The 22981-nt window shown below is 64.4% G+C and carries 22 protein-coding genes; all 22 read right to left on the bottom strand.

Annotated features, from left to right (window positions below):
* Positions 1-268, bottom strand: a 268-nt coding sequence (locus tag QMC81_01045; protein MDI6906058.1) for a copper transporter, incomplete at its 3' end; no start/stop codon positions are given.
* 9 nt (positions 269-277) lie between these two features.
* A complete protein-coding gene (steA, locus tag QMC81_01050) occupies positions 278-1402 on the bottom strand; it encodes a putative cytokinetic ring protein SteA (GenBank protein ID MDI6906059.1) in 1125 nt (374 codons plus the stop codon).
* Between the two features lie 124 nt (positions 1403-1526).
* Positions 1527-2297 carry a sporulation transcription factor Spo0A gene (gene spo0A / locus QMC81_01055; protein MDI6906060.1) on the bottom strand — a complete coding sequence of 257 codons (771 nt, stop codon included), beginning with the start codon at positions 2295-2297 and terminating at the stop codon, positions 1527-1529.
* Between the two features lie 124 nt (positions 2298-2421).
* Positions 2422-3774: a SpoIVB peptidase gene (gene spoIVB / locus QMC81_01060; GenBank protein MDI6906061.1), complete on the bottom strand. Its 1353-nt coding sequence runs from the start codon at positions 3772-3774 to the stop codon at positions 2422-2424.
* Positions 3775-4051: 277 nt separating this feature from the next.
* Positions 4052-6058, bottom strand: a complete 2007-nt coding sequence (gene ligA / locus QMC81_01065; protein ID MDI6906062.1) for an NAD-dependent DNA ligase LigA — start codon at positions 6056-6058, stop codon at positions 4052-4054.
* A 41-nt stretch (positions 6059-6099) separates the two neighbouring features.
* Positions 6100-6945 carry a lipid II flippase Amj family protein gene (locus QMC81_01070; GenBank protein MDI6906063.1) on the bottom strand — a complete coding sequence of 282 codons (846 nt, stop codon included), beginning with the start codon at positions 6943-6945 and terminating at the stop codon, positions 6100-6102.
* Positions 6946-6997: 52 nt separating this feature from the next.
* Entirely contained in the window at positions 6998-9160 is a 2163-nt protein-coding gene (gene pcrA, locus QMC81_01075) for a DNA helicase PcrA (protein ID MDI6906064.1), read from the bottom strand.
* A gap of 35 nt (positions 9161-9195) precedes the next feature.
* On the bottom strand, positions 9196-9939 hold the full coding sequence (gene hisIE, locus QMC81_01080) for a bifunctional phosphoribosyl-AMP cyclohydrolase/phosphoribosyl-ATP diphosphatase HisIE (GenBank protein MDI6906065.1): 744 nt from the start codon (positions 9937-9939) through the stop codon (positions 9196-9198).
* Between the two features lie 27 nt (positions 9940-9966).
* Entirely contained in the window at positions 9967-10725 is a 759-nt protein-coding gene (hisF, locus tag QMC81_01085; GenBank protein ID MDI6906066.1) for an imidazole glycerol phosphate synthase subunit HisF, read from the bottom strand.
* 18 nt (positions 10726-10743) lie between these two features.
* Complete coding sequence (gene hisA / locus QMC81_01090; GenBank protein ID MDI6906067.1) at positions 10744-11478, bottom strand: 1-(5-phosphoribosyl)-5-[(5-phosphoribosylamino)methylideneamino]imidazole-4-carboxamide isomerase; 735 nt, start codon at positions 11476-11478, stop codon at positions 10744-10746.
* A complete protein-coding gene (gene hisH / locus QMC81_01095) occupies positions 11456-12082 on the bottom strand; it encodes an imidazole glycerol phosphate synthase subunit HisH (GenBank protein MDI6906068.1) in 627 nt (208 codons plus the stop codon). The genes hisA and hisH overlap by 23 nt, the downstream gene beginning before the upstream one ends.
* Before the next feature lie 20 nt (positions 12083-12102).
* The gene (gene hisB, locus QMC81_01100) at positions 12103-12687 is read right to left on the bottom strand and encodes an imidazoleglycerol-phosphate dehydratase HisB (GenBank protein MDI6906069.1); all 585 of its coding nucleotides are present in this window, start codon (positions 12685-12687) and stop codon (positions 12103-12105) included.
* A gap of 36 nt (positions 12688-12723) precedes the next feature.
* Positions 12724-13785, bottom strand: a complete 1062-nt coding sequence (gene hisC, locus QMC81_01105) for a histidinol-phosphate transaminase (GenBank protein ID MDI6906070.1) — start codon at positions 13783-13785, stop codon at positions 12724-12726.
* Complete coding sequence (gene hisD / locus QMC81_01110) at positions 13778-15088, bottom strand: histidinol dehydrogenase (GenBank protein ID MDI6906071.1); 1311 nt, start codon at positions 15086-15088, stop codon at positions 13778-13780. Before hisD ends, hisC begins: the two co-directional genes overlap by 8 nt.
* Positions 15089-15223: 135 nt before the next feature.
* Positions 15224-15667 (bottom strand): hypothetical protein, encoded by a 444-nt coding sequence (locus QMC81_01115; GenBank protein MDI6906072.1) that lies wholly within the window; start codon positions 15665-15667, stop codon positions 15224-15226.
* Between the two features lie 33 nt (positions 15668-15700).
* The gene (locus QMC81_01120) at positions 15701-16783 is read right to left on the bottom strand and encodes a sulfite exporter TauE/SafE family protein (protein MDI6906073.1); all 1083 of its coding nucleotides are present in this window, start codon (positions 16781-16783) and stop codon (positions 15701-15703) included.
* A complete protein-coding gene (locus tag QMC81_01125) occupies positions 16784-17068 on the bottom strand; it encodes a hypothetical protein (GenBank protein MDI6906074.1) in 285 nt (94 codons plus the stop codon).
* Between the two features lie 231 nt (positions 17069-17299).
* The gene (locus tag QMC81_01130; GenBank protein MDI6906075.1) at positions 17300-18664 is read right to left on the bottom strand and encodes a sigma-54 dependent transcriptional regulator; all 1365 of its coding nucleotides are present in this window, start codon (positions 18662-18664) and stop codon (positions 17300-17302) included.
* The gene (atoS, locus tag QMC81_01135) at positions 18661-20496 is read right to left on the bottom strand and encodes a two-component system sensor histidine kinase AtoS (GenBank protein ID MDI6906076.1); all 1836 of its coding nucleotides are present in this window, start codon (positions 20494-20496) and stop codon (positions 18661-18663) included. Before atoS ends, QMC81_01130 begins: the two co-directional genes overlap by 4 nt.
* A 28-nt stretch (positions 20497-20524) precedes the next feature.
* Entirely contained in the window at positions 20525-21025 is a 501-nt protein-coding gene (locus tag QMC81_01140) for a CBS domain-containing protein (protein MDI6906077.1), read from the bottom strand.
* 19 nt (positions 21026-21044) lie between these two features.
* Positions 21045-21539, bottom strand: a complete 495-nt coding sequence (locus QMC81_01145; protein ID MDI6906078.1) for a CBS domain-containing protein — start codon at positions 21537-21539, stop codon at positions 21045-21047.
* Positions 21540-21714: 175 nt separating this feature from the next.
* Entirely contained in the window at positions 21715-22980 is a 1266-nt protein-coding gene (purD, locus tag QMC81_01150; protein MDI6906079.1) for a phosphoribosylamine--glycine ligase, read from the bottom strand.
* Position 22981: the final 1 nt, after the last annotated feature.

The raw sequence follows: 22981 nt of genomic DNA on the forward strand, positions 1-22981 counted from the left end.
GGCGCCCGGCGACCAGGAAGGGCAGGGCGTCCTTACTAAACTGTCTTTGTACGGCGTTTTCGGCCTGCAGGGCCGCCAGCTGCTGCCGGACCACCTCGTTTTCATGCCGCAACTCGTTCAAGTGCTTCTCGAGGCGGTCGGCCACCTGTTGCTGGCTCTTGGCAATCGTGTCGTTCCCCAGAACCGCGCTGCCGATCAGGATGCCGATGCCCAGCGCCAGGAACACGGCCACCAGGGATACGATATGGTAACGCAGGTTGATAATCATGCTTTCCCCTCACATGCCCAGTAGTACGCGAATCTGGATATAGAGCAGGTAAAGGAGTTCGCGGATCGGGGGCGAGAGGGCTACCACCACCGTTACGGGCAACAGCGCGGCGAGAACGATCTGGGCAATGTGCCGGGGGCGTACCGGGTTACGGTAGAGCTGGGACACACCCCTGGCATCCACCAGGGCATTGCCTATCTTCAAGCGCACAAGGAAGGTCGAAGCCATGCCCTTCCGCCCTTTCTCCAGAAAATCCAGCATGTTGGAATGCGTCCCTACGGCTACAATTAAACCGGCTCCCTTTTCGTAAGCCAGGAGCATGGCGATGTCTTCGCTGGTGCCGGTGGCAGGAAAGACCTTGGCCGGCAGGCCCAGGCGTTGCACACGCTGGAGCCCCGGGGCCCGCCCGTCGGGATAAGCGTGAACAACTATCTCGCGCGCCTGGTGAAGGGCCTGATCACTGACGCTGTCCATGTCCCCGATGACGATATCCGGCTTAAAGCCAAACTCCAGGAGCGCGTCCGCCCCGCCGTCCACCCCGATTAAAACCGGGTGGACTTCTTTGATATAGGACTGGATGGTCAAAAGATCCTCACGATAGTTGTGGCCGCGCACCACCACCAGGGCATGCCGGCCGCGAAAGCTGGTCTGCAACACCGGCATACGAAGGTTGCCGGCGATCAAGCCGACCTCTTGCCGGGCATAGGTCAGGGTGTTCTCCACAAACCGCGCCAGCACCTCATCCATGCAGGCACGCGCCTTGTCCATCCCCTGCTGCACGAGTTCCGGGGTCAAGAACGTGCCTTCGGCGATACGCACCCCGTTCCGGTAGACGCGATCGCCCACGATCTCCAGTTCGTCGCCTTCCCGGACGATATCGAGGATCGCCGGACCCACGTTGTCGATGAGCGTAATCCCCGCATCGAGTATCAGCCGGGGCCCGCTGTTCGGGTAATCCCGGCTGATCGACGGCAAGGCGTTGATGACCGCTTTTGCCCGGGCGGCGACCAGTCCTTCAGCCGCCAGGCGGTCGATTCCGTCATGGGCGATAACGGCGATTTCGTGCGGCTGCAGGCGCTTGACCAGGTTTTTGGTACGCCTGTCCACCCGTGCCCGCCCTTTAGTGACCGTCATCTCTCCGGCCCCTTCCGGATTCTCATCCCTAAGTATAGTATGTTTATTCCAGGCAAGCAACAACGCCGCTCAGTGCCGGACATAAAAAAACCCGGCCCAAAGCCGGGTTTGAGGTTGCCTGTGCTTAGCTCACCTTGGCCTCGATCCGGAGCTTGTCAGCGATCATGGCAATGAACTCGGAGTTCGTGGGTTTACCGCGCTCAAGGTTGATCGTGTACCCGAAGAATTTGTTCATCATCTCCACATTACCGCGATCCCAGGCCAGCTCTATAGCGTGCCTGATAGCCCTCTCCACCCTGCTGGGTGTCGTATGATACTTCTGGGCGATCATGGGGTACAGTTCCTTGGTTACCGCTCCGAGCAGGTTAATCTCATTGATCACCATTAAAATTGCGTCACGGAGGTAATGATACCCTTTAATGTGGGCCGGTACTCCCATCTCGTGAATGATGTTCGTGACCGCCACGTCAAGATTCCTTTCCTTTGCCGCCGAGACATACGGGGTCACGCTGATTCCGTGTGCGAGCTGTTTTACCCGGGTGGCCAACACGGTGAAGTCAAAGGGCTTTAAGATATAATAGTCGGCCCCCAGTTCTACCGCCCGCTGTGTCATGCTTTCCTGGCCAAAAGCCGTCAGCATCACCACTTTGGGACGATGGTTGGCCAGGCCTGAGGCAAGTTTTTCCAGGACCCCGATCCCGTCCAAACGCGGCATAATTATGTCCAGGATGATTACGTCCGGTTTTTCCCGTTCGATAAGGTCCATGGCTTCGAGGCCGTTGTAAGCCACCCCCGCCAGTTCAAAGTCATCCTGCTGCTGAAAGAATTCTTTAAGGGTTTCGCAGAACTCGCGATTGTCATCCGCAATTAACATGCGGATTAACTTGTTCGGCATGAAATCATCCGCCCCCCTAAGGTCTATTTCTTTGTTTGAATTAGCTTCGACGGGGAGGCAAAGATTTCCTGCAGGCTCCGGAAGGAATTTTTCAATGTTCCTAATTTTACCTGATCTGACAACTTTACGCCACTTCAGGGACGTTTTCAACGGCAAATCGATGCTTTACGCGGTCGTTCATCTCATTCCGAACTATATCGGAGCGCCGGAGACCGCACTCCTCCACCATCCACTCCACCGGCACGCCGTAACCTCGCGTCGGATTATTGATGAAGACGTGGGTTACGGCGCCAACGAGGCGGCCGTCCTGAATAATCGGGCTGCCGCTCATCCCCTGGATGATGCCGCCCGTCCGTTCCAGGAGCTTCGGGTCGGTGACCCGGATAACAAGCCCCTTACCGTCTTTCCGGGCCCCCGGCCGGACACGCTCGATTTCGATCTCGAACCTTTCGACCCGGTTCTCGTCCAGGACGGTCAGGATCTCCGCCTTTCCCGGCCTGATCTGTTCGGCCAGCGCCACCGGAATCGGGCGCCGATAAAAGCTCACCGACGGCAGGCTGCGCAGCATTCCGAAAATGCCGCATGTCGTGTTTTTCTGGATCGTGCCGGCAATGTCTCCTTCACCAGCAAAAACGCCGAGTTTCTCTCCGGGTTGGCCGCGCCGCCCCGGACGGACCCCCTCGATAACCGCGGCCACAATCTTCCCGTCCGCCAGTTCAATGGCCTGTGACGTCTGGGCATCGGCGATAACGTGGCCCAGCGCGCCGTAAGACCTCGTGTGCGGCTCATAGAAGGTTAGGGTGCCCACTCCCGCCGCGCTGTCCCGGACGAGCAAGCCTATCCGCCAGTGCGCGGTCTCCCCGCAATAGATCGGCGTAACCCGGGCTTGGAACGTCCGTTTTTGGCGACGCAACTCCAGCTTCAAGGAGCGGCCTCCTCGTCCCGCCTTGTTTACCAGTTCGCGTACATCAGATTCACTGATTACCTGACGACCGTTGATTTTCAGGAGTAGATCTCCCGGAGCGATCCCCGCTTCCCGCGCCGGGGAATGCTCCCGCCCTTTTGCATCACGTATCGGAGCCTGCCCCACCACAAGCACGCCCTGGGAGTGCAGAAGCACGCCAATGGCCTGGCCGCCGGGAACGACCTCCACCTCGGGCACGGCGGTCACCGTCAGGTAGCGGAGCGGGATGACCCCGAAAAGGCGAAGGCTGACCTGCAGTTCGCCGGGGTTGCGGACCAGCGGCCCGGTCCCGGACGGCGACGGTTCCAGCAGTTCCGGGTGATCGGTATGAAAGTCCAGGTTACGAAGAAGCGGCGGTGGCACATTAAGAAAGGATGATAATGATTCGCCGACAAGGACCTGACGGTGCGCCGGAGCGCCGAAAAAACTACGGCCTGCGGGCGTGCAACAGGCCGCGGCAACAAGAAAAGCAAAAAAAATAAAGCCGAGACGCTTCAAAAAAGACCGGGACACTCCGATTTCCCCCTTTCAGAACTCAGAGTGCCCCGACAATAAAGTCTTTATAGCAGGTAAATAACGCAGGCGCTTTCAAGACCAAGCGTGACGGCGAAAACGAATTTTTGACAACAATTATGGCGCTAAATGCGCCATAATCGCCAATACACAGTCTAAATCGTAAGCACGCCAGCGGCCGGCTGTCAGCCGCGCCCACCTCAAGAGAGGTGGGAAGCGAGAAGTTAGAGGTGAGAGGCTTATTCTCACATCTCACGTCCCGCATCCCATTTGGCCGTCAGGCGTGCGCGATCAGCCGTTCGAATTCCTCTTCGCGCAGGATCCTTACCCCGAGCTTGACCGCCTTTTCGTATTTTGACCCGGGGTTCTCCCCGGCGACCACATAATCCGTGTTCTTACTGACGCTGGAACTGACCCGCCCTCCGAGGGCCTCGATCAGTTCCGTGGCCTCCTGCCGCGAGTACTTCTGCAGCCCCCCCGTCAGAACGAAAGTCTGCCCCGCCAGCGGTCCATCCCGTACCTCCGCGGGACCGGTCTGCTCCATTCGCACCCCGGCCTCTGCCAGCCGGGCGATTACCCGCCGGTTCGCGGGGCGGCGGAAAAACTGCACCACGCTGGCGGCAATCTTCGGCCCGATCTCCGGGATCGCCGTCAGTGTGCCCTCATCGGCTTCCATCAGGCGCTGCATGCTCCCGAACTCCTCGGCCAGGATCCGCGCCGCCCTTTCCCCGACGTGCCGGATACCCAGGCCAAAAATCAGACGGGCCAGGGGCCGCTCCTTGCTTTCCCTGATCGCGCTCAAGACGTTGGCCGCCGATTTCGCCCCCATGCGTTCCAGCCCCGCCAGATCAGCCTCCTGGAGAGCGTAAAGACCGGCGGGATCGCGTACCAGTTCCCTCTTCAGGAACTGGTCGACCAGGGCCGGCCCGACGCCGTTAATGTCCATTGCCCCCCTCGAGGCAAAGTGCAACAGGTTTTCACGCAGCCTCGCCGGGCATGCCACGTTCGGGCAGCGCACGGCCACCTCACCCGGGGTACGCTCTACCTCGGTGCCGCAGACCGGGCACGCTTCGGGCATGACGAAGGGCGTCTCGTTTCCGGTGCGCTTTTCCGGCAGGCTGCGTACGACCTCCGGGATGACTTCCCCGGCTTTCTGCACGACGACCCGGTCCCCGATGCGGATGTCCCTTTCCCGGATGATCTCTTCATTGTGCAGGCTGGCCCGTGTAACCGTAGTTCCGGCAAGGCGTACGGGATCAAACACCGCCGTCGGCGTCAGGACCCCGGTACGCCCGACGCGTACGATGATTTTCTGCACCGTCGTTTCGGCCTGCTCCGCTGGAAACTTGTAGGCCACCGCCCAGCGGGGGCTCTTCAAGGTCGCTCCCAGGCGTTCCTGCTGTTCCAGGGCGTCCACCTTCAATACCAGCCCGTCAATGGCGTAGGGAAGCTCAAAACGCCTCCTCTCCCACGTGGCGCAATAGGCCAGGGCCTCGTCAAGGTCGGCGCACGGCCTGACATGCTCGTTGACACGGTGTCCGAGATCTTTGAGCCATGCCAGGATCAGGCTGTGCTTGTCAGGTATGGGCCCGTCGTGGTGACCGATGCCCCAGATGAAGATGTCCAGCTTGCGCTCGGCGGTGACGCGCGGGTCAAGCTGGCGCAGAGACCCGGCCGCGGCATTCCTCGGGTTGGCGAAAACCGGCTCGCCGGCCTCTTCCCTCCGCTCGTTCAGGCGCACGAACGCCTCCTTCGGCATAAAGACCTCGCCCCGCACCTCCAGCAGGCCCGGTACCGTCTCCCGCAGGCGCAGCGGTATGGAGCGGATGGTGCGCAGGTTGGCGGTGACATCCTCCCCGGTCTCCCCGTCGCCGCGGGTGGCTCCCTGGACAAAGACGCCGTTGCGGTAGAGAAGCGATACGGCCAGCCCGTCGATCTTCAACTCAACGACGTAATCGACATCCGCCTCCGCCAGGGCGGCGTGCACCCTTCTCCCGAAGTCGGCCACTTCGCCGGCCGAAAAGACATTGGCCAGGCTGAGCATCGGAACCCGGTGCCGTACGGTTACAAAACCTTCGCGCGGGCGGCCGCCGACACGCTGGGTCGGCGAATCAGGGGTCACCAGCTCGGGGAACCGTTCCTCCAGCCGGGCTAACTCCTGCACCAGGCGGTCAAAGGCTTCGTCCGAGATCTCGGGGGCATCCAGGACGTAATAAAGGTAATTGTGCCGCTCGATCTCTTCCCGCAACCGCGCGATGCGTTCCCGCGCCTCCTCCAGGTTCACCCTGAACACCTCACTTCCCTGCCACCAAAAGCCAGGGTACTTTAAGCGATCAGCTGGGCCACGAAGCGGATCCACTCCGCCGCCGGCAGGAGCAGTATCTGCGCCAGGAGCGTGCCCAAAAGGCGCGTCCCCGCCAGGCAGGCCACCATACTCTTCACATCGCTCTCCGGACGCACCCCGCGCAGAGCCTGATCGGTGATCCGCGCCGCCGTCGGGTCCACGATCGTCGCCACCAGGACGGTGGCGATGCCGTTGACGATCCCCGAAAGCAGCGTCGCCGTCGAGCGGAATTCCGGGAAAAGCGCCCCGGCGTAGAGCGCCGAAAGCACGCCGATGGTGTAGATGCCGATCACCAGGACGTTCATTATAAGGAACGTCTTCGGCAGCCCCCGCGTCTGGACCGCCGCCCGCAGGGCCGTGGCCCGGGGTATCCGCGCCTGGGCGAAAAAGCGGTACACGCGGCGCGGAGAGAACAGGACCATCCCGGCCAGGCGGGGGACCGATCCGACCTCGTCAAAGAGCAAGATGATCCGCGAAAAAAGCTGTACAAAGGGCGGGATGGCCAGCGCCCCCAGAAGCGTCCCGGCGGTGGCCGCCAGGATGACCACCCGCATGTCCTCCTCGAGGACCGCCAGGTGCTGCTGGTAGACAGGGCTTCCCACCCCGCCGGCCGACAGACCCGCGTTAATCGCCCGGTCCACGATTGACGCCAGGAGGGGGGCCTGGACCATGTTAGCGGTGCTGGCGACAAGGAAAACGACGTTAAAAAGCGATATCGCCGTGGCCAGGCGCTCGGTGCGCACCCCGGACAGCCGTACGCCGTAAATGAGCGTGTTGACGGCATGGATCAGGGCCGTCAACCCGGCAACGATCAACAGACGGCTCATACCTGAGTTTTCCCCTTAAAGCCGATTAGCATATGGATACCATATTATACCACTAATTCATCCCGGCCAGCGGGGCGTACTTGACCAGCAGTTCCTTGACCCCCAGGCCCGGGAAGGCCACCGTCACCCGGGCCTCTTCGCCCTCGCCGGTCACCCGGACCACGGTCCCTTCACCCCACTTCTGGTGCCGGACCTTGTCCCCGATGCGGAAGGTCCGGCACGTCTCCCGCACCCCGCCCGCGGAGGAAGCGGCGGTCGGGCGCGGCAGATCTAAGGGTTCTCCGCGGTCGCCGCCCTCGACCCGCAGAAGGTCGGGCGGGATTTCATCGAGAAAGCGGGAAGGGGTGTTATAGCGTTCAACGCCGTAAAGCCGCCGGCGTTCGCAGCAGCTCAGAAACAGACGTTCCCGCGCCCGGGTCACCCCCACATAGCAGAGGCGCCGCTCCTCCTCCAGTTCGGCCGGTTCATCCAGGGCGCGGGAGTGCGGGAACACGCCCTCCTCCATTCCGGTGAGGAAGACCACCGGAAACTCCAGCCCTTTGGCGCTGTGCAGGGTCATCAGGGTCACCCGGTCGGCGCCCTCGTCGAGCTGGTCCAGGTCGGTGACCAGGGCCAGGTCCCCGAGGAATTCTGCCAGCGTGCCTCCCCGCGAAGCGTCGAACTCCGCGGTGACCGAAAGGAACTCGGCCAGGTTTTCGAGGCGCGTCTCGGCCTCCACCGACCGCTCCGCGGTCAATTCCGCCCGGTAACCGGTGCTCTCCAGGACCTCCCGCGCCAGCGCCGTGATCGCCCCGCCCTCGTCCCGGCGGGCACGCCAGGCGGCCAGCTTTTCTCCGAGTTCGGCCATGGCCCGCCGCACTCTGGAGGAAAGACCCTCGATTTCCTCCGCCCGCTCCAGAGCCAGCCCGGCCGGTATCATCCGCTCACGCACGAAGGCGAAGAACTTGAGCAGAGAAGCCTGCCCGACCCCCCGGCGGGGGACGTTAATGACGCGCGCCAGGCTCACCTCGTCGGCCGGGTTGACAATAAGCCGCAGGTAGGCCAGCAGGTCCTTGATTTCCTTGCGCTCGTAAAACCGCAACCCCCCGACGATGGTGTAGGGGATACCGGAGCGCAGGAATACTTCTTCCAGGACGCGTGACTGGGCATGGGTGCGGTAAAGGACGGCGAAATCGTTGTAAGAGCGGTTCTCCGAGAAGTGCAGCCAGCGGATCCGTTCGGCCGTGGTGCGTGCTTCCTCGGCCTCGTCGGCGAGCCGAGCCAGACCGATCGGCTCCCCTTCGCCGGCGGCCGTCCAGAGGCGCTTGTCCTTACGTTCGCTGTTGTGGGCTATGATTTGGTTGGCGGCAGCCAGGATACGGCCGGTGGAACGGTAGTTTTGTTCCAGCAGGATCACGGTCGCGTCGGGATAATCCCGTTCAAAATCCAGGATGTTGCGGATATCGGCCCCGCGCCACTTGTAGATCGACTGGTCCGGGTCCCCGACCACGCTCAGGTTCCTGTGCTGCCGGGCAAGCATCCTCACCAGGGTGTACTGGGCATGGTTGGTGTCCTGGTACTCGTCGACCAGCAGGTGACGGAAGCGGTGCTGGTACCGCTCCAACACGGCGGGGGTCTCCTCGAAGAGGCGCACTGTGAGGCCCAGCAGGTCATCGAAGTCGAGGGCGTTGTTCGCCTCGAGGCGCTCCTGGTACCGGAAGTAGACCCGCGCGGTCAGCTCTTCGAAGTAATCGCCGGCCGCGGCGGAAAGCTGCGACGGACCGACGAGCCGGTTCTTGTGCCAGGAGATGGCGTGCCGGAAGGCGCCCGGCGGGTAACGCTTGGGGTCAAGGTCCATCTCCCGCAGGCAGTCCTTGATGACCGTCAGGCTGTCATCCTGGTCGTAGATGACGAATTCAGCACTGTAACCCAGATGGCCGATCTCCCGCCGCAGGATGCGGAGACAGGCGGCGTGGAAGGTGAACACCCAGATCTCGGCGGCACGCTCCGGCAGAAGGCGGTCAATCCGCTCGCGCATCTCCCGCGCGGCCTTATTGGTAAAAGTTATGGCCAGGATGCCGTAGGGGGGCACCCCTTGTTCACCGATCAGGTAGGCCACGCGGTGGGTCAGAACGCGGGTCTTGCCGCTGCCCGCCCCGGCCAGGACCAGCAGCGGCCCCCCGGGGTGCGTCACGGCCGCCGCCTGGGCCGGGTTCAGTCCTTCGAGCAGGCTCAAGAAAGGTCCTCCGTTTCCCCAAAAGGTTGATAATCCTACTTCCGGCGGCGCAGGAGTTCGGCCATTACGTCGCGCAGGTGGATGTTCTGCTCGGCCAGCAGGACCAGCACATGGTAGAACAGGTCGGCCACCTCGTAGATGACCTCCTGGCGGAGGTGGTTTTTGGCCCCGATGATCAGCTCCGCGGTCTCCTCGCCGACCTTCTTGAGGATCTTGTCAAGCCCCTTATCGAAGAGGTAACTGGTGTAAGCCCCCGGAGGCCTTTGCGCCTTACGGTCCGCGATGAGGTTATAAAGGTCCTCCATCACCCGGCAGCCGCTCGGGTCCTCGGGTGGGCATACGGGCGGTTCGCCCTCTTTAACCTTCGGGGGCGGGAGCAGCGGCTGTTTCGCGTCCTTGCCGTAGACCTTGTTGGGGTCGAAGGCCAGGTCCCCGACGACGGCCACCCCGCCGCTGGGGTCGAGGCGGTAGTGGAAACAGCTGAAATACCCCTCGTGGCAGGCGGCGCCGTGCTGCTCGACCTTGATCAGCAGGGTATCGGCGTCGCAGTCGAAGAAGATCTCCTCCACTTCCTGCGTGTGCCCGGACGTCTCGCCCTTGTGCCAGAGCTTCTGCCGGCTGCGGCTGTAAAACCAGGTCTGGCCGCTCTGCAGGGTCTTCTCCAGGGCTTCCTTGTTCATGTAGGCCATCATGAGCACCTGACCGCGGCGCGAGTCCTGGATGATGGCCGGTATCAGACCGTCGGCGTTGAACTTCAAATTCTCAAGCTTAAAAGCCATTCTTTCTTCCCTCGCTCAAACCTGATTCTAAAGCCGGACCGGTATGCCGCGCCGGGCGAGATACTCCTTAACCTCCCGGATGCGATAGGTGCCGAAGTGAAAGATCGAGGCCGCCAGGGCGGCGTCAGCCTTCCCTTCGGTCAGTCCCTCGGCGATGTGGTCCAGGGTGCCGACGCCGCCGGAGGCGATGACCGGCACCTCCACCGCTTCGGCAATAGCCCGCGTCAGCGCGATGTCGTAGCCGTCCTGGGTGCCGTCCCGGTCCATGCTCGTTAACAGTATCTCCCCCGCCCCCAGCGCCTCGGCGCGGCGCGCCCATTCCACGGCGTCGATGCCGGTTGGTGTCCGCCCCCCGTGGATGTAAACCTCCCAACGACCGGGGCCGACGTGCTTGGCGTCCAGGGCCAGGACGATACACTGGGCGCCGAACCGACCCGCCGCCTCGGCGATCAAGGACGGGTCCTTGACCGCCGCCGTATTCAGCGAAACCTTGTCGGCGCCGGCGGCCAGCATGGCGCGGATGTCGTCCACGCTGCGCAAACCCCCGCCGACGGTGAAAGGAATAAAGACCTCCTCCGCGGTGCGGCGCACAACATCCAGCATAATCCGCCGGTCTTCCGCCGAAGCCGTGATGTCGAGGAAGACCAGTTCGTCGGCGCCTTCCCGGTCGTAAAAGGCGGCCAACTCCACCGGGTCGCCGGCGTCCCGCAGGTTGACGAAGTTAACCCCCTTGACCACGCGCCCGCCCGTAACGTCAAGACAGGGAATTATCCGCTTGGCAAGCATGCGTTCAGGCGCCCTCCTTCATTCAGCTTCGCCCGCGGCCAGCCGCAGGGCGGCCTTCAGGTCGACCGCTCCCGTGTAGAGCGCCTTGCCGACGATGACCCCTTCGACGCCGGGCGGGTCGAGGTTGGCCAGGGCCCGGATATCATCCAGGGACGACACCCCGCCCGAGGCGATAACCCGCATCGGGGTCCGGGCGACGACCTCCGCGACCGCCGCGATGTTCGACCCCTGCAGCATACCGTCGCGCCGGATATCGGTATAAATCACACGCCGTGCCCCGGCCGCGGCCAGCCGGTCCAGGAAGTCCATCAGGCCCAGGTTGGCCGTGCGCCCCCAGCCCTCGACGCAGACCTGCCCGTCACGGCAGTCGACGCCCACCGCGATCCGCTCCCCGAAGGCGTCAAGCGCCTCCCCGAGGAACGCCGGATCGGCGACCGCCGCCGTTCCGAGGACGACACGGCTCACCCCCATCTCCAGGTAGCGCCTGATGCCGGCCATCGTCCGGAGTCCCCCGCCGACCTGGACCGGGATCTTCACGGTCTGCAGGATGGCGCGGATGGCCTCCTCGTTCCGCGGCAAGCCGGCGAATGCGCCGTCCAGGTCCACGACGTGCAGCCAGGAGGCGCCCTGCGCCTCCCAACGCCGGGCCACCGCCGCCGGGTCGTTTCCGTAGACCGTTTCCCGGTCCGGCCGGCCCTGCAGCAGCCGCACGCACCGTCCGCTGCGCAGATCAATCGCCGGGATGACGAGCATCTTCCACCATCCTTCCGAAGTTCTCCAGGACCTTCAATCCCCAGTCGCTGCTCTTCTCGGGATGGAACTGGATCCCGAACACCCTTCCCCGTCCGACCGCCGAGGCAAAGCGCACCCCGTAATCGGTCCGGCCGAGGACGATATCCTCTTCCACCGGGTCGACGTAGAAGGAGTGCACGAAGTAGAAGCGTGTGCGGTCGGGAACGCCGGCCAAGAGGGGCGAAGGGCGGGCGATCTCGACCTCGTTCCAACCCATGTGCGGGATCTTCCGCCCGGGAGGCAGACGGCGCACCGTCCCGCGGAATACCCCCAGTCCCCGGTGGACGCCCCATTCCTCGCTGCTCTCGAATAGGAGCTGCTGGCCCAGGCAGATGCCCAGGAACGGCCTTCCGGAAGCGATAACCTGCTGGATGGCCCTGTCCAGGCCGCGCTCCATCAGGTTGTCCATGGCGTCGGCGAAGGCGCCCACGCCCGGCAGGATCACGCCGTCGGCGGCCGTCACCGCCGCGGGCCCGTCAACGATTTCCGCGGCGAAACCGACCTTTTCCAGCCCCTTCTGAACACTGCGCAGGTTGCCCATTCCGTAATCGATAACGGCAATCAACAGCTTTCAACCCCCGGCCCCTAGTTCACAACGCCCTTGGTGGACGGAATCCCTTTCATGCCCTCAAGGCGGACGGCCTCGTAGAGCGCCCGGCCCAGCCCCTTAAAAACGGCCTCGATGATGTGGTGCGTGTTCCGCCCGGCCAGCACGCGGACGTGCAGGTTGAAACGGCCGTTGACGGCCAGGGCGTGCAGGAACTCGGGCACCAGCTCGGTGTCAAAGTCGCCCACCCGCGGGGCCGGCATCCGGGCCTCGAAGGCCAGGTAGCCGCGGCCCGAAAGGTCGACGGCCACCAGGGCGAGGGCCTCGTCCATGGGCACGACGGCGTGCCCGAAGCGGTTAATCCCGCTCTTATCGCCCAGGGCCTCCACGAGGGCCTCCCCCAGGCAAATGCCCACGTCCTCCACCGTGTGGTGGGCGTCGACGTGCAGGTCCCCCCGTCCCTTGACCTTCAGGTCAAGGTTCCCGAACTTGGCCATTAAGGCCAGCATGTGCTCAAGAAAGGGTACCCCGATGTCCGCATCACACTCTCCCGCGCCGTCAACCACCAGGGCCACCGTGATCTCGGTCTCCCCGGTACGGCGCGCAACCTCACTCCGGCGCAAAACCGCTCCCCTCCTGTCCGCCCCCAGGGCGCGTAATCAGGCGCTGCAAACCTCGCGCAGCGCTGTAATAAACAACCGGTTTTCCTCGGGCCGCCCGACCGTCACCCGCAAAAAGCGCGGGAGGTGGGGCCCGTCCATACTGCGGATCAGCACGCCGCGGGCCAGCAAGCCGTCGTAGACATCCCGCGCCGGCCGCGGGGTATTGAAGAGGATGAAGTTGGCCCTTGAGGGCAAGGCGCACACTCCCGGCACCTCCCGCAGGGCCTCATAAAGGCGCTCCCGCTCCGCTCCAATCTCGGCGATCCGCCCCGCGAACAGCTCCCGGTGCCGCAACACCTGGACCGCCGCGAGCTGGGAGAAGGTGTTCACGTTAAAGGGCTGCTTCACCCGCCAGACCGCCCCGATCATTTCCGGCGCGCCCAGCATATAGCCCACACGCAGGCCGGCCAGGCCGAAGGCCTTGGAGAAGGTCCGCAACAGCACCAGGCGCGGGTACCGGTCCAGGAGCGGGAGCGCCGTATCACCCGCAAATTCGTAGTAGGCCTCGTCCACCACCACCACGGCCCCGGTTCGCTCGAGAACGGCCACCAGGGTGTCCCACGGCAGGAGATCCCCGGTCGGGTTGTTCGGCGAGCAAAGGATGACCATCGCCGCTCCCTCCGCGGCCCGCACCAGGGTCTCGGCATCGACCGGCAGCCCCAGCTCCCGCCGCGGCAGCAGGACCGGCTCCGCCCCGGCGATTACGGCGTGCAGGCGGTACATACCGAAGGTCGGCACCGGGATCACCACGCGCCGGCCCGTGCCGAAGGCCAGGAGAAGATCAAGGATCAGCTCGTCCGAACCGTTCCCGACCATGATTTGTTCGGGCCCGACGGAGGCGTAACCTGCCAGGGCCTCCCGCAGTTCCTCGGCCGCCGCATCGGGATAGCGGGTAAACAGGGCCGTTTCGACCGCTCCGAGGATCGCCTCCCGCACCGCCGGCGGAAAATCGTACGGGTTCTCGTTGGCGTCCAGCTTAACAACGCCCTTATGGACCGGAACCCGGTAGGGAACCAGCTCCCTTAACGTTTCGCGCAGCAGCGCCGTTACTTCACTCACGGCCCTCTTTCCCCCCTCTCGCGCCCCGCACCAGCACCGCCGCGGCGTGGGCCGGCAGGCCCTCCACTTCCGCCAGCACGGCCACCGTGGGCGCCAGGTGGCCGAAACCGTCCCGGTCGCAGGACAGGACGTTGATCCGCTTGAGAAAGGCGTCCACCCCGAGGGCCGAGGTGAAGCGCGCCGTGCCTCCCGTGGGCAGAACGTGGTTCGGACCGGCGGCGTAGTCGCCCAGGGCCACCGGGGTGTACCCCCCGAGAAAGACCGCCCCCGCATGGCGCACGCGGCCCAGCCAGGCCAGGGGTTCGCCGACCATCAATTCCAGGTGCTCGGGCGCATAGCGGTTGGCCAGGCCCACGGCTTCCTCCAGGTCGCGGGTAACGATGATGAGCCCCCCGTCGGCCAGGGCCTTTTCCAGGATCCCGCGGCGCTCCCGGTGGTCGCCAAGCTGCCGCGCGACCTCCTCGCGCACCGCCCCGGCCAACTCCCAACTCGGGGTGATCAGCACCGCACGGGCCAGGACATCGTGCTCGGCCTGGGCCAGCAGGTCGGCGGCCGCGGCGGCCGGGTCGGCATCCCCGTCGGCGACGATCACGACCTCGCTCGGCCCGGCCAGCATATCGATGCCCACCAGCCCGAAAACCTGTTGCTTGGCAACGGTGACGTAGATGTTGCCGGGACCGGTGATCTTGTCCACCCGGCGGATGGACTCGGTCCCAAAGGCCAGGGCGGCGACGGCCTGCGCCCCGCCCGCCTTGTAAATTTCTGTAATCCCGGCCTCCGCGGCGGCCACCAGGGTATAAGGGTTGACACTGCCGTCCCGGGCGGGCGGCGTGACCATCGCGATTTCCCGCACTCCCGCCACCGCCGCCGGCAGGGCGTTCATTAATACCGAGGACGGGTAAGTGGCCCGGCCGCCCGGGACGTAAATGCCTACGCGGTCCAGGGGGCGGACCAGCTGCCCGCCGACGATGCCCTCGGCGGAGGTCTCGAACCAGGAGGCCGGCAGTTGCCGGCGATGGAAGGCGGCAATCCGCTCCTTCGCATGCCGCAAGGCGTCCAGGAACTCTTGCTCCACCCGGCGGTAGGCAGCCTTGACCTCCGCGGCGCTGACCCGGAATCCTTCCTCCGGGGCCAACTCCACGCCGTCGAACCGGGCGGTGAACTCGGCCAGGGCGCGGTCGCCCCGTTCCCGTACCGCCGTCAGGATATCCGCCACGGCCAGACACACTTCGTCGGGAACCACAAATTCCCGTTGCAGGGCGTCGGCCAGGGATGGATCGGAGGAGGGAATAATCCGCAGCACAGCCATCCTCCTTCGGAAACTAATAGTATGATTATAATACAGCCGGGCCAAAAAAAAGTGCCCTGTCGGGCAAAAAGGTATGAAAGGTAAGTATAGAGAGTTGGATGGAGAAGGCTGGTGTCGGAGCACGCCCGGTCAGGACCAGGCGTACTTGTTCCCGTCCGGCTTTCTCTTCGTCGCCGGCAGAAGATCACGCAGGACCCCGGTGTACCATCGGCGGACCAGGATGAGGGCGATGTACTGTTCCAGCATCAGCACATACAGCCCGTAACAGATCCCCATCAGGAAGAGCATGACGAAGCCCAGGGATACGGGATACCATACCGTCTGCGGATCTTCGGGGGTGTAGACGTTGCCCTGACCGTCCTGCCACTCCAGTACCTCGCCGTTGCCGGCCTCTTCGACAATGGTGTGCCGCTGCGGGTCAAAATAGTGGGTAAAGACCGTGTCCTGGAGGATATACGCCACGCCCCAGAAGGTAACAAGGGCCAGGACCAGGAGCACCGCGGTGATCCCCGCGCTGAAACGCCTTACCCTCTTCCTCTCGTCCGCCGACAGCCTTTCTTTCTTTTCCGTCAACGCTACCACCCCTTCTAACCGGTAAGCTTTTCCTTACGACCGGGAACGTGCCGGAATGGCCTCCGGAGCCTTCCCCCTGGCCAGCGCCTGAACGATCCAGGTCAGGATCAGGAGCGTGCCGGCGCCGGCGCTGCCGTACAGGAGAACGTTCGCTCCCGTCTGCAGGGCGTTACCCAGCGCCGGAGACAGGCCGAGGTAGCCCAGGTCGGCCAGGTACCCGGGGATGACGATGGCGCGGCTGGCGGCAACCAGAGCGACCACCGTGACGATGACCAGCTTGATCTGCCCCTCGCGCACGGCCTTCGTGGCGATGGCCCCGACCTGAATCCCCAGCAGGGAGCCCAGGTAGAGCAGGAGCACCAGCCGGATGTCTACAAACCCGCCTTTGGCGTACATCAGGGCGCCATAGGCGCCGGAGAAGATGGCCATCCCGAGTTCCGTCCCGGCGGCGATCACGGTCCGCACCCCGAGGAGGTAGATCATCGCCGGCACCCCGATGAAACCGCCGACGCCGATCGTCCCCGCCAGGTAACCGGTCGCCAGGCCGACCAGAAGCACCAGCCAGAGAGAGACCCGGGTGTTGGCCACGTGAAAACTGATCATCGGCGGCAGGTTCAGCTTCTGTATCCTCTCCATCAGGGAGGGGCCCGCCGTGGTGCGCGGCGCGCCCTCGTTCTTGAGATCGCGGTACATACCCCAGGCCACGATCGAGAGCAGAACGACGTAGACCGCGCTGATGTAGAGGTTCGACCCGGCCGTGCCGAGCATTTCAAAGACCCTGGTGTTGAGGGTCACCGCGATCTGCACCCCGCTCGTCAGGGCGACGAACATGAAAAGGACGAGCTTGATGTCCACGTTGCCCATCTCGCTGTGCTTGGCCGCACCGACCAGCGCCTTGCCGAACTTGTGGGTGATGTTCGCCCCCACGGCGGCGATGCCCGGGACCCCGAGCCCCATCATCCCCGGGGTCATGATGAAGGCGCCGCCCGTGCCGAAGAAGCCGCTCAGGAGACCCCCCACGAAACCAAGCCCGGCCAGGGCCAGAGCGCGAACCGGCGTGAGCTGGACAAAGGTCAGTGCTTCCGTTACTCCGGTGGGAGCAGCCAGACCGGCCATTCAGTGATGCCCCCTTTCCGTTCCGATGCCCAGGGCGTCTATCCTGGTCTCCAGCGGTTTAAGCAAACGGTAGACAACACCGCCGTACAGGAAGGCCACCAGGAGAACCGTAGGCATCGTGATGCATGCCGCGTAAAACCCCCTGGTCAACCAGGGCTTGATCCATTGAAAGTCCAGAAAGATCAACGCATAGACGACGACCGTACCGCCTCCCAGCAGCAGGAGGCTCAAAAGGTGCTTGCCGTTTCCGTTCGTGTTGGTCTCAACCGTTGGGTTCCGTCTCACCGTGCGTCAACCCCCTCGAAGGTCTGAAAGTAAAGGTGCTTGGGAAGATCAAGGTTTAAAGTGTCACCCCCCTTGCCCTCGTTCCGTTCTGCCATAGTTAAAAGCAAGAAGCGTGCCAAAAGGGGCGGTGCGGGAAAAACAAGGCGGGGCGCCTATCAGGCACCCCGCCGAAGCATGCGCCGCTGCTCCCGGTGGGCAATTCCTGCCCACCGCTGGGCGATTTTCGCCCCCCTACCGGTCCAGGCCGTATTCCTTGAGCTTGGCATAAAGGGAGCGGCGATTGATGCCGAGGGCCTCGGCCGCCCGGCTGCGGTTGCCGTTATGCTCCCGTAAGGCCCTCAGAATGACCGTCCGCTCCACATCGGCCACGATTTCCTTCAGGGTCTTGTTGTTCCACCGGCCGCCGGCCGTCGTTTCCCGTCCCTCCGGCCGCAGGTTGTAAGGCAGGTCTTCGGGCATGATGACCGGACCGGTGGCCATGACCATGACCCGCTCACAAACGTTTTTCAGCTCCCTCACGTTACCGGGCCAGTCGTACCCGGTCAGAAGGCTCATCGCCTCCGGGGAGAAGCCGGTGATTGTCTTGCCGGACGAGCGTTCGAGCGTCTTCAGGTAATGATCCACCAGCAGGGGAATGTCCTCCTTCCGCTCCCGCAGCGGGGGCACGCGGATGCTCACCACGTTCAGGCGGAAGTAAAGGTCCTCCCGGAAGAGCCCCTCGCGGACCAGTTCCTCCAGGTCCTTGTTCGTCGCCGCCAGAAGCCGCACATCGACGCGGATGCTTTTCGTTCCGCCCACCCGCTCAAACTCCCGCTCCTGCAAGACACGCAAAAGCTTGGCTTGCACCACCGGGGAGATCTCGCTCACCTCGTCCAGAAGGATCGTCCCGCCGTGGGCGATTTCAAACTTGCCGGACTTGCGGTTGACGGCCCCCGTGAAGGCCCCCCTCTCGTGGCCGAAGAGCTCGCTCTCCAGCAGGTTCTCGGGCAGCGCCGCGCAGTTGATCTTCACGAAAGGACCGTTACGGCGGGCGCTGTTCTGGTGGATGGCTCCGGCCACCAGTTCCTTCCCGGTCCCGCTCTCGCCGAGGATAAGGACCGTGGCGTTGGAGGCCGCCAGCCGGCCGATCTGCTTGTACAGTTCCTGCATTACCGGCGTGCGGCCGACCATAACCGGCGCCGGCGCACCGTCCCCCGCCAGTTCCCGGCGCAGGGCGGCCACCTCGCGGGCCATCCGTTCCATCTCCACGGCCTTGCGCAAGGTGATCAGGAGTTCCTCAAGGTTGAAGGGCTTCAAAACGTAGTCAAAGGCCCCCAGCTTCATCGCCTGGATGGCGGTCTCGGTCGTACCGTAGGCGGTCATCATGATGACCGGAAGCGTCAGGCCCGCCGCCTGCACGTGCTCGAGGAGCTGCATCCCGTCCACCTCGGGCATGCGGATGTCGACCAGGGCGACGTCGAAGGGCTCCCGTTTCAGCTTTTCGAGGGCTTCCCGGCCGTCGCCCGCCGTTTCCGCCCGGTAACCCTCGTCGGCAAGGATATCGGAGAGCATCTGGCAGACGCTTTCCTCGTCGTCGACCACCAGGATCCTGGTCATGACGTTCTCTCCTCCTCCTCATCCTCTTCGGCGCGGTAGCGCGGCAGGTATACGGTGAATGTCGTCCCCTCGGAAACACGGCTCCGGACCTCGATATGTCCGCCGTGGACACCGACGATCTCGTGCACCAGGGCCAACCCGAGGCCGCTGCCCCGGGCGCGGGTGGTAAAGAAGGGATCGAAGATCTTCGAGAGGTTTTCCTCCGGGATGCCGCACCCGGTATCGCCGACCTCCAGCGTCACCATATCGATTTCCCGGCGGTAGCCGGTGGCCACGGTGAGGGTGCCCCCGTCGGGCATCGCCTGGACGGCGTTGTAGAGCATATTGACCAGCACCTGCTGGATCTGTTCGGGATCCATCCGCACCGCGGGCAGGTCCGGGGACAGGTCCTTGACGATGCGCACCTTTTCGTCGTGCATGGTGATGAAGAACTGCAGCGCCCGCTCCACCAGCCGGTTCAGATCGTGCCTGCCGACCTTGCTCTCGCCCGGGCGCGCGAAGGTCAGGAGCTTGTCGACGATGGCGTTAAGGCGCATCACCTCCCGGCAGACCGTCGCGACGGCCCGGGCCGAGGGGGTGTTGTTCCTCTGCCAGTGCTGGATGTAGCCGCTGATCGAGGTCAGCGGGTTACGGATCTCATGCGCCACACCCGCGACGAACTTGCCCAGGGAGGCCAGCTTCTCCTGGCGCCGCATGCGTTCCTCCAGGCGGTTCTTCTCTGTGACGTCCTTGCAGGTGAGAACCACGCCGACTGCCTCCTGGCGGGCGTTGAACAAAAGGCCGGTCGTGCAGACCAGGTCCTTGACCTCCCCTCCGGGGGTCGTCCATTGTGCGCTATGCTCCTTTACCGTCTCCCCGCCGTCCAGGGCACGGGCGATGAGTTCGCGGGCCGGGGAGCCGGCCGGGAGAACGGCCCGGAAGTCCTGCTCCAGGTCTTCGTCGGTCAGACCGAAGATCCGGGTCGCCGACGGGTTGGCGGTCATCAGCCGGCCGTCCATGTCCACGGCGACGATACCGGCGTCGATGCTGTCCAGGATGATCTCGTTGTAGCTCTGAACCTCTCCCAGGCGTGCCGCCAGATGGTTCACCGCGTTGGCGATTTCCCCCAGCTCTCCGACCGCCGGAGGCAAGCGGTAGCCCAGGTCGTTCTCCAGGTGCCGCAGTCCGTCCTTGACCTCGATCGTCATCCGGAGGAAACGGTTCAGGATGAAAAAGAACCCTCCCACGCCGACCAGAACGCCGACCATGATCACCACGTAGGCCTCGGTTCGTACGCGGCTCAAGCGCTTGTAAATGGCATTCATGTTCTCCCGCGCCAGGACCAGGCCGATGACCTCTCCGTTCCGCTCCAGGGGCATGTAGGCCTCCAGCAGGCCCGTCTCGCCCAGGCCGACGACGTTGATCACCGGCTTCCTGTTCTCCAGCGAGCGCAGCATGTCGTCCTTGCGCCGGGAGGAAAAGTTAACGTCATAGGACTCGGGGTTGCCGTCCAGGATGACGTCCAGGTCCCTGGCGTAAAACCCCAGTTCCATCCCGGGGTAGGACGAGGACACGTCGGCGATGATCGGCCGCAGGGTGGTGTTCAGCACGCGCACCTTGGTATGCAGGCGCGCGTCGTCCGGCACACCCCGGCGGTCCAGGATGTCCTGGAAGGTTCCGTGGAGGCGCGCGTCCAGCATAAGCATGGCCTGCCCCATCTTCGCCCGGTCGTTGGCCACCAGGGCCTGCTCGGCGCGGCTGATGGTATGCAGCATATAGAAGGTCAGGAGACAGGGAAGGACCAGGAGCACGATGGTGAACAGCAAGAGCTGGCGGGCAAAACCGAAACGCACGTTGAACAACCTTTTCCCCTCTTCCCCGCTACCCGGAAATCAACGACTCAATGACCGGGAAGATATCAATGGTGCGAACGATGCCCACCGTCCGCCCCTTATCCGCCACCGTCACCCAGTTTACGCGGTGGGCGAGAAACCGCAGGGCGGTCTCGAGCACCCCGTCCCGGGCGCCGACCGTGACCAGGTCCATGGGGCGCATCAGGTCCCGCACGCGGACGCCGGTTCCCTCGCGCAGTTTACGGATATAGTACCAGCCCCAGGTCTCGGCCTTCTGCCAGGCGTCCTCCTCCAGGTCCTTGATGGCCACGGCCCCGAGCATGTTGCCGAGGCTCAGCATGCCCACCACCCGGCCGCCGCGGTCGATCACGGCCAGGGCATGCGGCCCCCGCCAGGCCGCGCCGTTCTTGTGGAAGGAACTGCGCAAGGCGGCAATGGCCTCCCGGACCGTCGCGTCCTCGGCCACGGTCGGGTATTCGCCGATGGGGACCATAATGTCCCGCGCCAGAATCGCCCCTGGGCCGGCCATGCCCGTCCCGCTACCTCCTTCACTCCTCGAGGAGTTCACTGATCCACCAGAAGACGTCGATCGAGCGGACGATGCCCACCGGCCGTCGCCGCTCGACCACCGGGAGGGAATTGATCCGGTTCCTGGCCATCTTCAGGGCGGCATCCCAAACGCTGTCATCCGGGCTGACGGCGATCAAAGTCGCCGGCCGCATGACCTCGCGCACCCTCGGCCCGCCCTGGCGCCTGACATCCCGCAGCATAAAGCCCCCCCAGGACGATCCCTCCACCGCCGGATCACCCTTGCCGGCGGCGTAAAGAACGGCGCGCAGGACGGTGCGCAGGGTGAGCACGCCTATCACCCCGCCGCCGTCATCGACCACCATGACCGAACGGAACCCGTGCCAGACTCCCTCGTCACGCTTGAGGTAAACGTTGATCATCGCCGCCGCCTCGTACAGCGAGGCCTCGGCGCGTACCGTGGGGTAGTCCCGGATGGGGACCATGATATCCCTGACACGCCGTTCTCTGCCCATTCTCCTACCCCTCCCGGGTGACAAAGGGAGTGCCCGACACATGATATTCGTCACTACACTACCTTTTCCTTTAGAGGGTACCTTCCACGGAGTCAAAGCCCGGCCCCGGCCGGAACAACAAAAAAGGGGGCCCGATCAGGGCCCCCAGGAAACTGCCGGAGCTATAACGTTAACACTACAGCCGCAACCCCTTCCGCCCAATATCGCGGCGGAAGTGTATCCCCTCGAAATGGATTTTTCCGACCGCCCGGTAGGCCCGGTCGATGGCCTCCGCCAGGTCGGCGCCGCGCGCCGTGACTCCGAGCACTCGCCCGCCGGCGGTTACCAGGCGGCCGTCCCGGCGACGGGTGCCGGCGTGGAAGACCAGTGCCTCCCGCGCCGCCTCGTCCAGGCCCTCGATGGCGTCCCCTTTCGGGTAGGCGCCCGGGTAACCCGAAGCGGCCAGGACGACGCAGACGGCCGCTCCCGGCTCCCAGGACAGCTCGATCTCGTCCAGCCGCCCCTCTATGACCGCTTCCATCACGTCAATCAGGTCGCTCTTTACCAGGGCCAGCAAAGGCTGCGCCTCCGGGTCCCCGAAACGGGCGTTGAACTCCAGGACTTTCGGCCCCGCAGAGGTGATCATCAGCCCGGCGTAGAGGACCCCGCGGTACGTAATGCCCTCCTCCCGCAGCGCCTGCACGGTCGGCACCAGGATCTCGTCCTGTACCCGGCGCAATATCTCGGGCGTGCAGACCGGCGCCGGCGCGTAGGCGCCCATGCCGCCGGTGTTCGGTCCCCGGTCGTCATCGAAGACCGGCTTGTGATCTTGTGCCGGGAGCAGCAGCCTGACGGTTTCCCCGTCGGTGAAGGCCAGGACGCTGGCCTCTTCGCCCACCAGCCGCTCCTCGACCAGCACCCGCCGGCCGGCCTCACCGAAGGCGCCCTTGGTCATCATGTCCTCCAGGGCCTGCCGGGCCTCCACCGGCCGTTCGGCGATGATCACGCCCTTGCCTGCCGCCAGGCCGTCGGCCTTGACCACGCACGGGCTGTCCAGCCGCCGGACATAGGCGTCGGCGGCGACGTAGTCCGTGAACTCACGGTACTCCGCCGTCGGCACCCCCGCCCGGGCCATGATCCGCTTGGCGAAGGCCTTGGACCCCTCCATCCGCGCCCCCCTGGCGTCCGGGCCGAAGACCCTCAGGCCCTCCGCCTTGAAGGCGTCGGCCAGACCGGCCACCAGGGGCGCCTCCGGCCCGACCACCGTCAGGCCTATGCCTTCCTGGCGGGCCAGGGACACCAGACCCCGGATGTCCTCGGCACCGATGGGTATACAGGTCGCCAATCCCTCCATCCCCGGGTTCCCTGGAGCGGCGAAGATCTTCTTCACCCGCGGGCTCTGGGCGATCTTCCAGACCAGGGCATGCTCCCTGCCGCCCCCGCCGACGACCAGGATTTTCATA

Source organism: Thermoanaerobacterales bacterium (genome assembly GCA_030019475.1).
Classification (GTDB): Bacteria; Bacillota; Desulfotomaculia; order Desulfotomaculales; family JASEER01; genus JASEER01.

Excerpts from the sequence above, each read along its gene's own strand:
- hisIE (MDI6906065.1), bottom strand. The coding sequence starts at position 9,939 with ATGGCTTTTAAGCTTGAGAATTTGAAGTTCAACGCCGACGGTCTGATA.
- spo0A (MDI6906060.1), bottom strand. The coding sequence starts at position 2,297 with ATGCCGAACAAGTTAATCCGCATGTTAATTGCGGATGACAATCGCGAG.
- QMC81_01130 (MDI6906075.1), bottom strand. The coding sequence starts at position 18,664 with ATGACCAGGATCCTGGTGGTCGACGACGAGGAAAGCGTCTGCCAGATG.
- hisA (MDI6906067.1), bottom strand. The coding sequence starts at position 11,478 with ATGCTCGTCATCCCGGCGATTGATCTGCGCAGCGGACGGTGCGTGCGG.
- QMC81_01070 (MDI6906063.1), bottom strand. The coding sequence starts at position 6,945 with ATGAGCCGTCTGTTGATCGTTGCCGGGTTGACGGCCCTGATCCATGCC.
- QMC81_01120 (MDI6906073.1), bottom strand. The coding sequence starts at position 16,783 with ATGGCCGGTCTGGCTGCTCCCACCGGAGTAACGGAAGCACTGACCTTT.
- steA (MDI6906059.1), bottom strand. The coding sequence starts at position 1,402 with ATGACGGTCACTAAAGGGCGGGCACGGGTGGACAGGCGTACCAAAAAC.
- QMC81_01145 (MDI6906078.1), bottom strand. The coding sequence starts at position 21,539 with ATGGGCAGAGAACGGCGTGTCAGGGATATCATGGTCCCCATCCGGGAC.
- purD (MDI6906079.1), bottom strand. The coding sequence starts at position 22,980 with ATGAAAATCCTGGTCGTCGGCGGGGGCGGCAGGGAGCATGCCCTGGTC.
- hisF (MDI6906066.1), bottom strand. The coding sequence starts at position 10,725 with ATGCTTGCCAAGCGGATAATTCCCTGTCTTGACGTTACGGGCGGGCGC.
- QMC81_01140 (MDI6906077.1), bottom strand. The coding sequence starts at position 21,025 with ATGGCCGGCCCAGGGGCGATTCTGGCGCGGGACATTATGGTCCCCATC.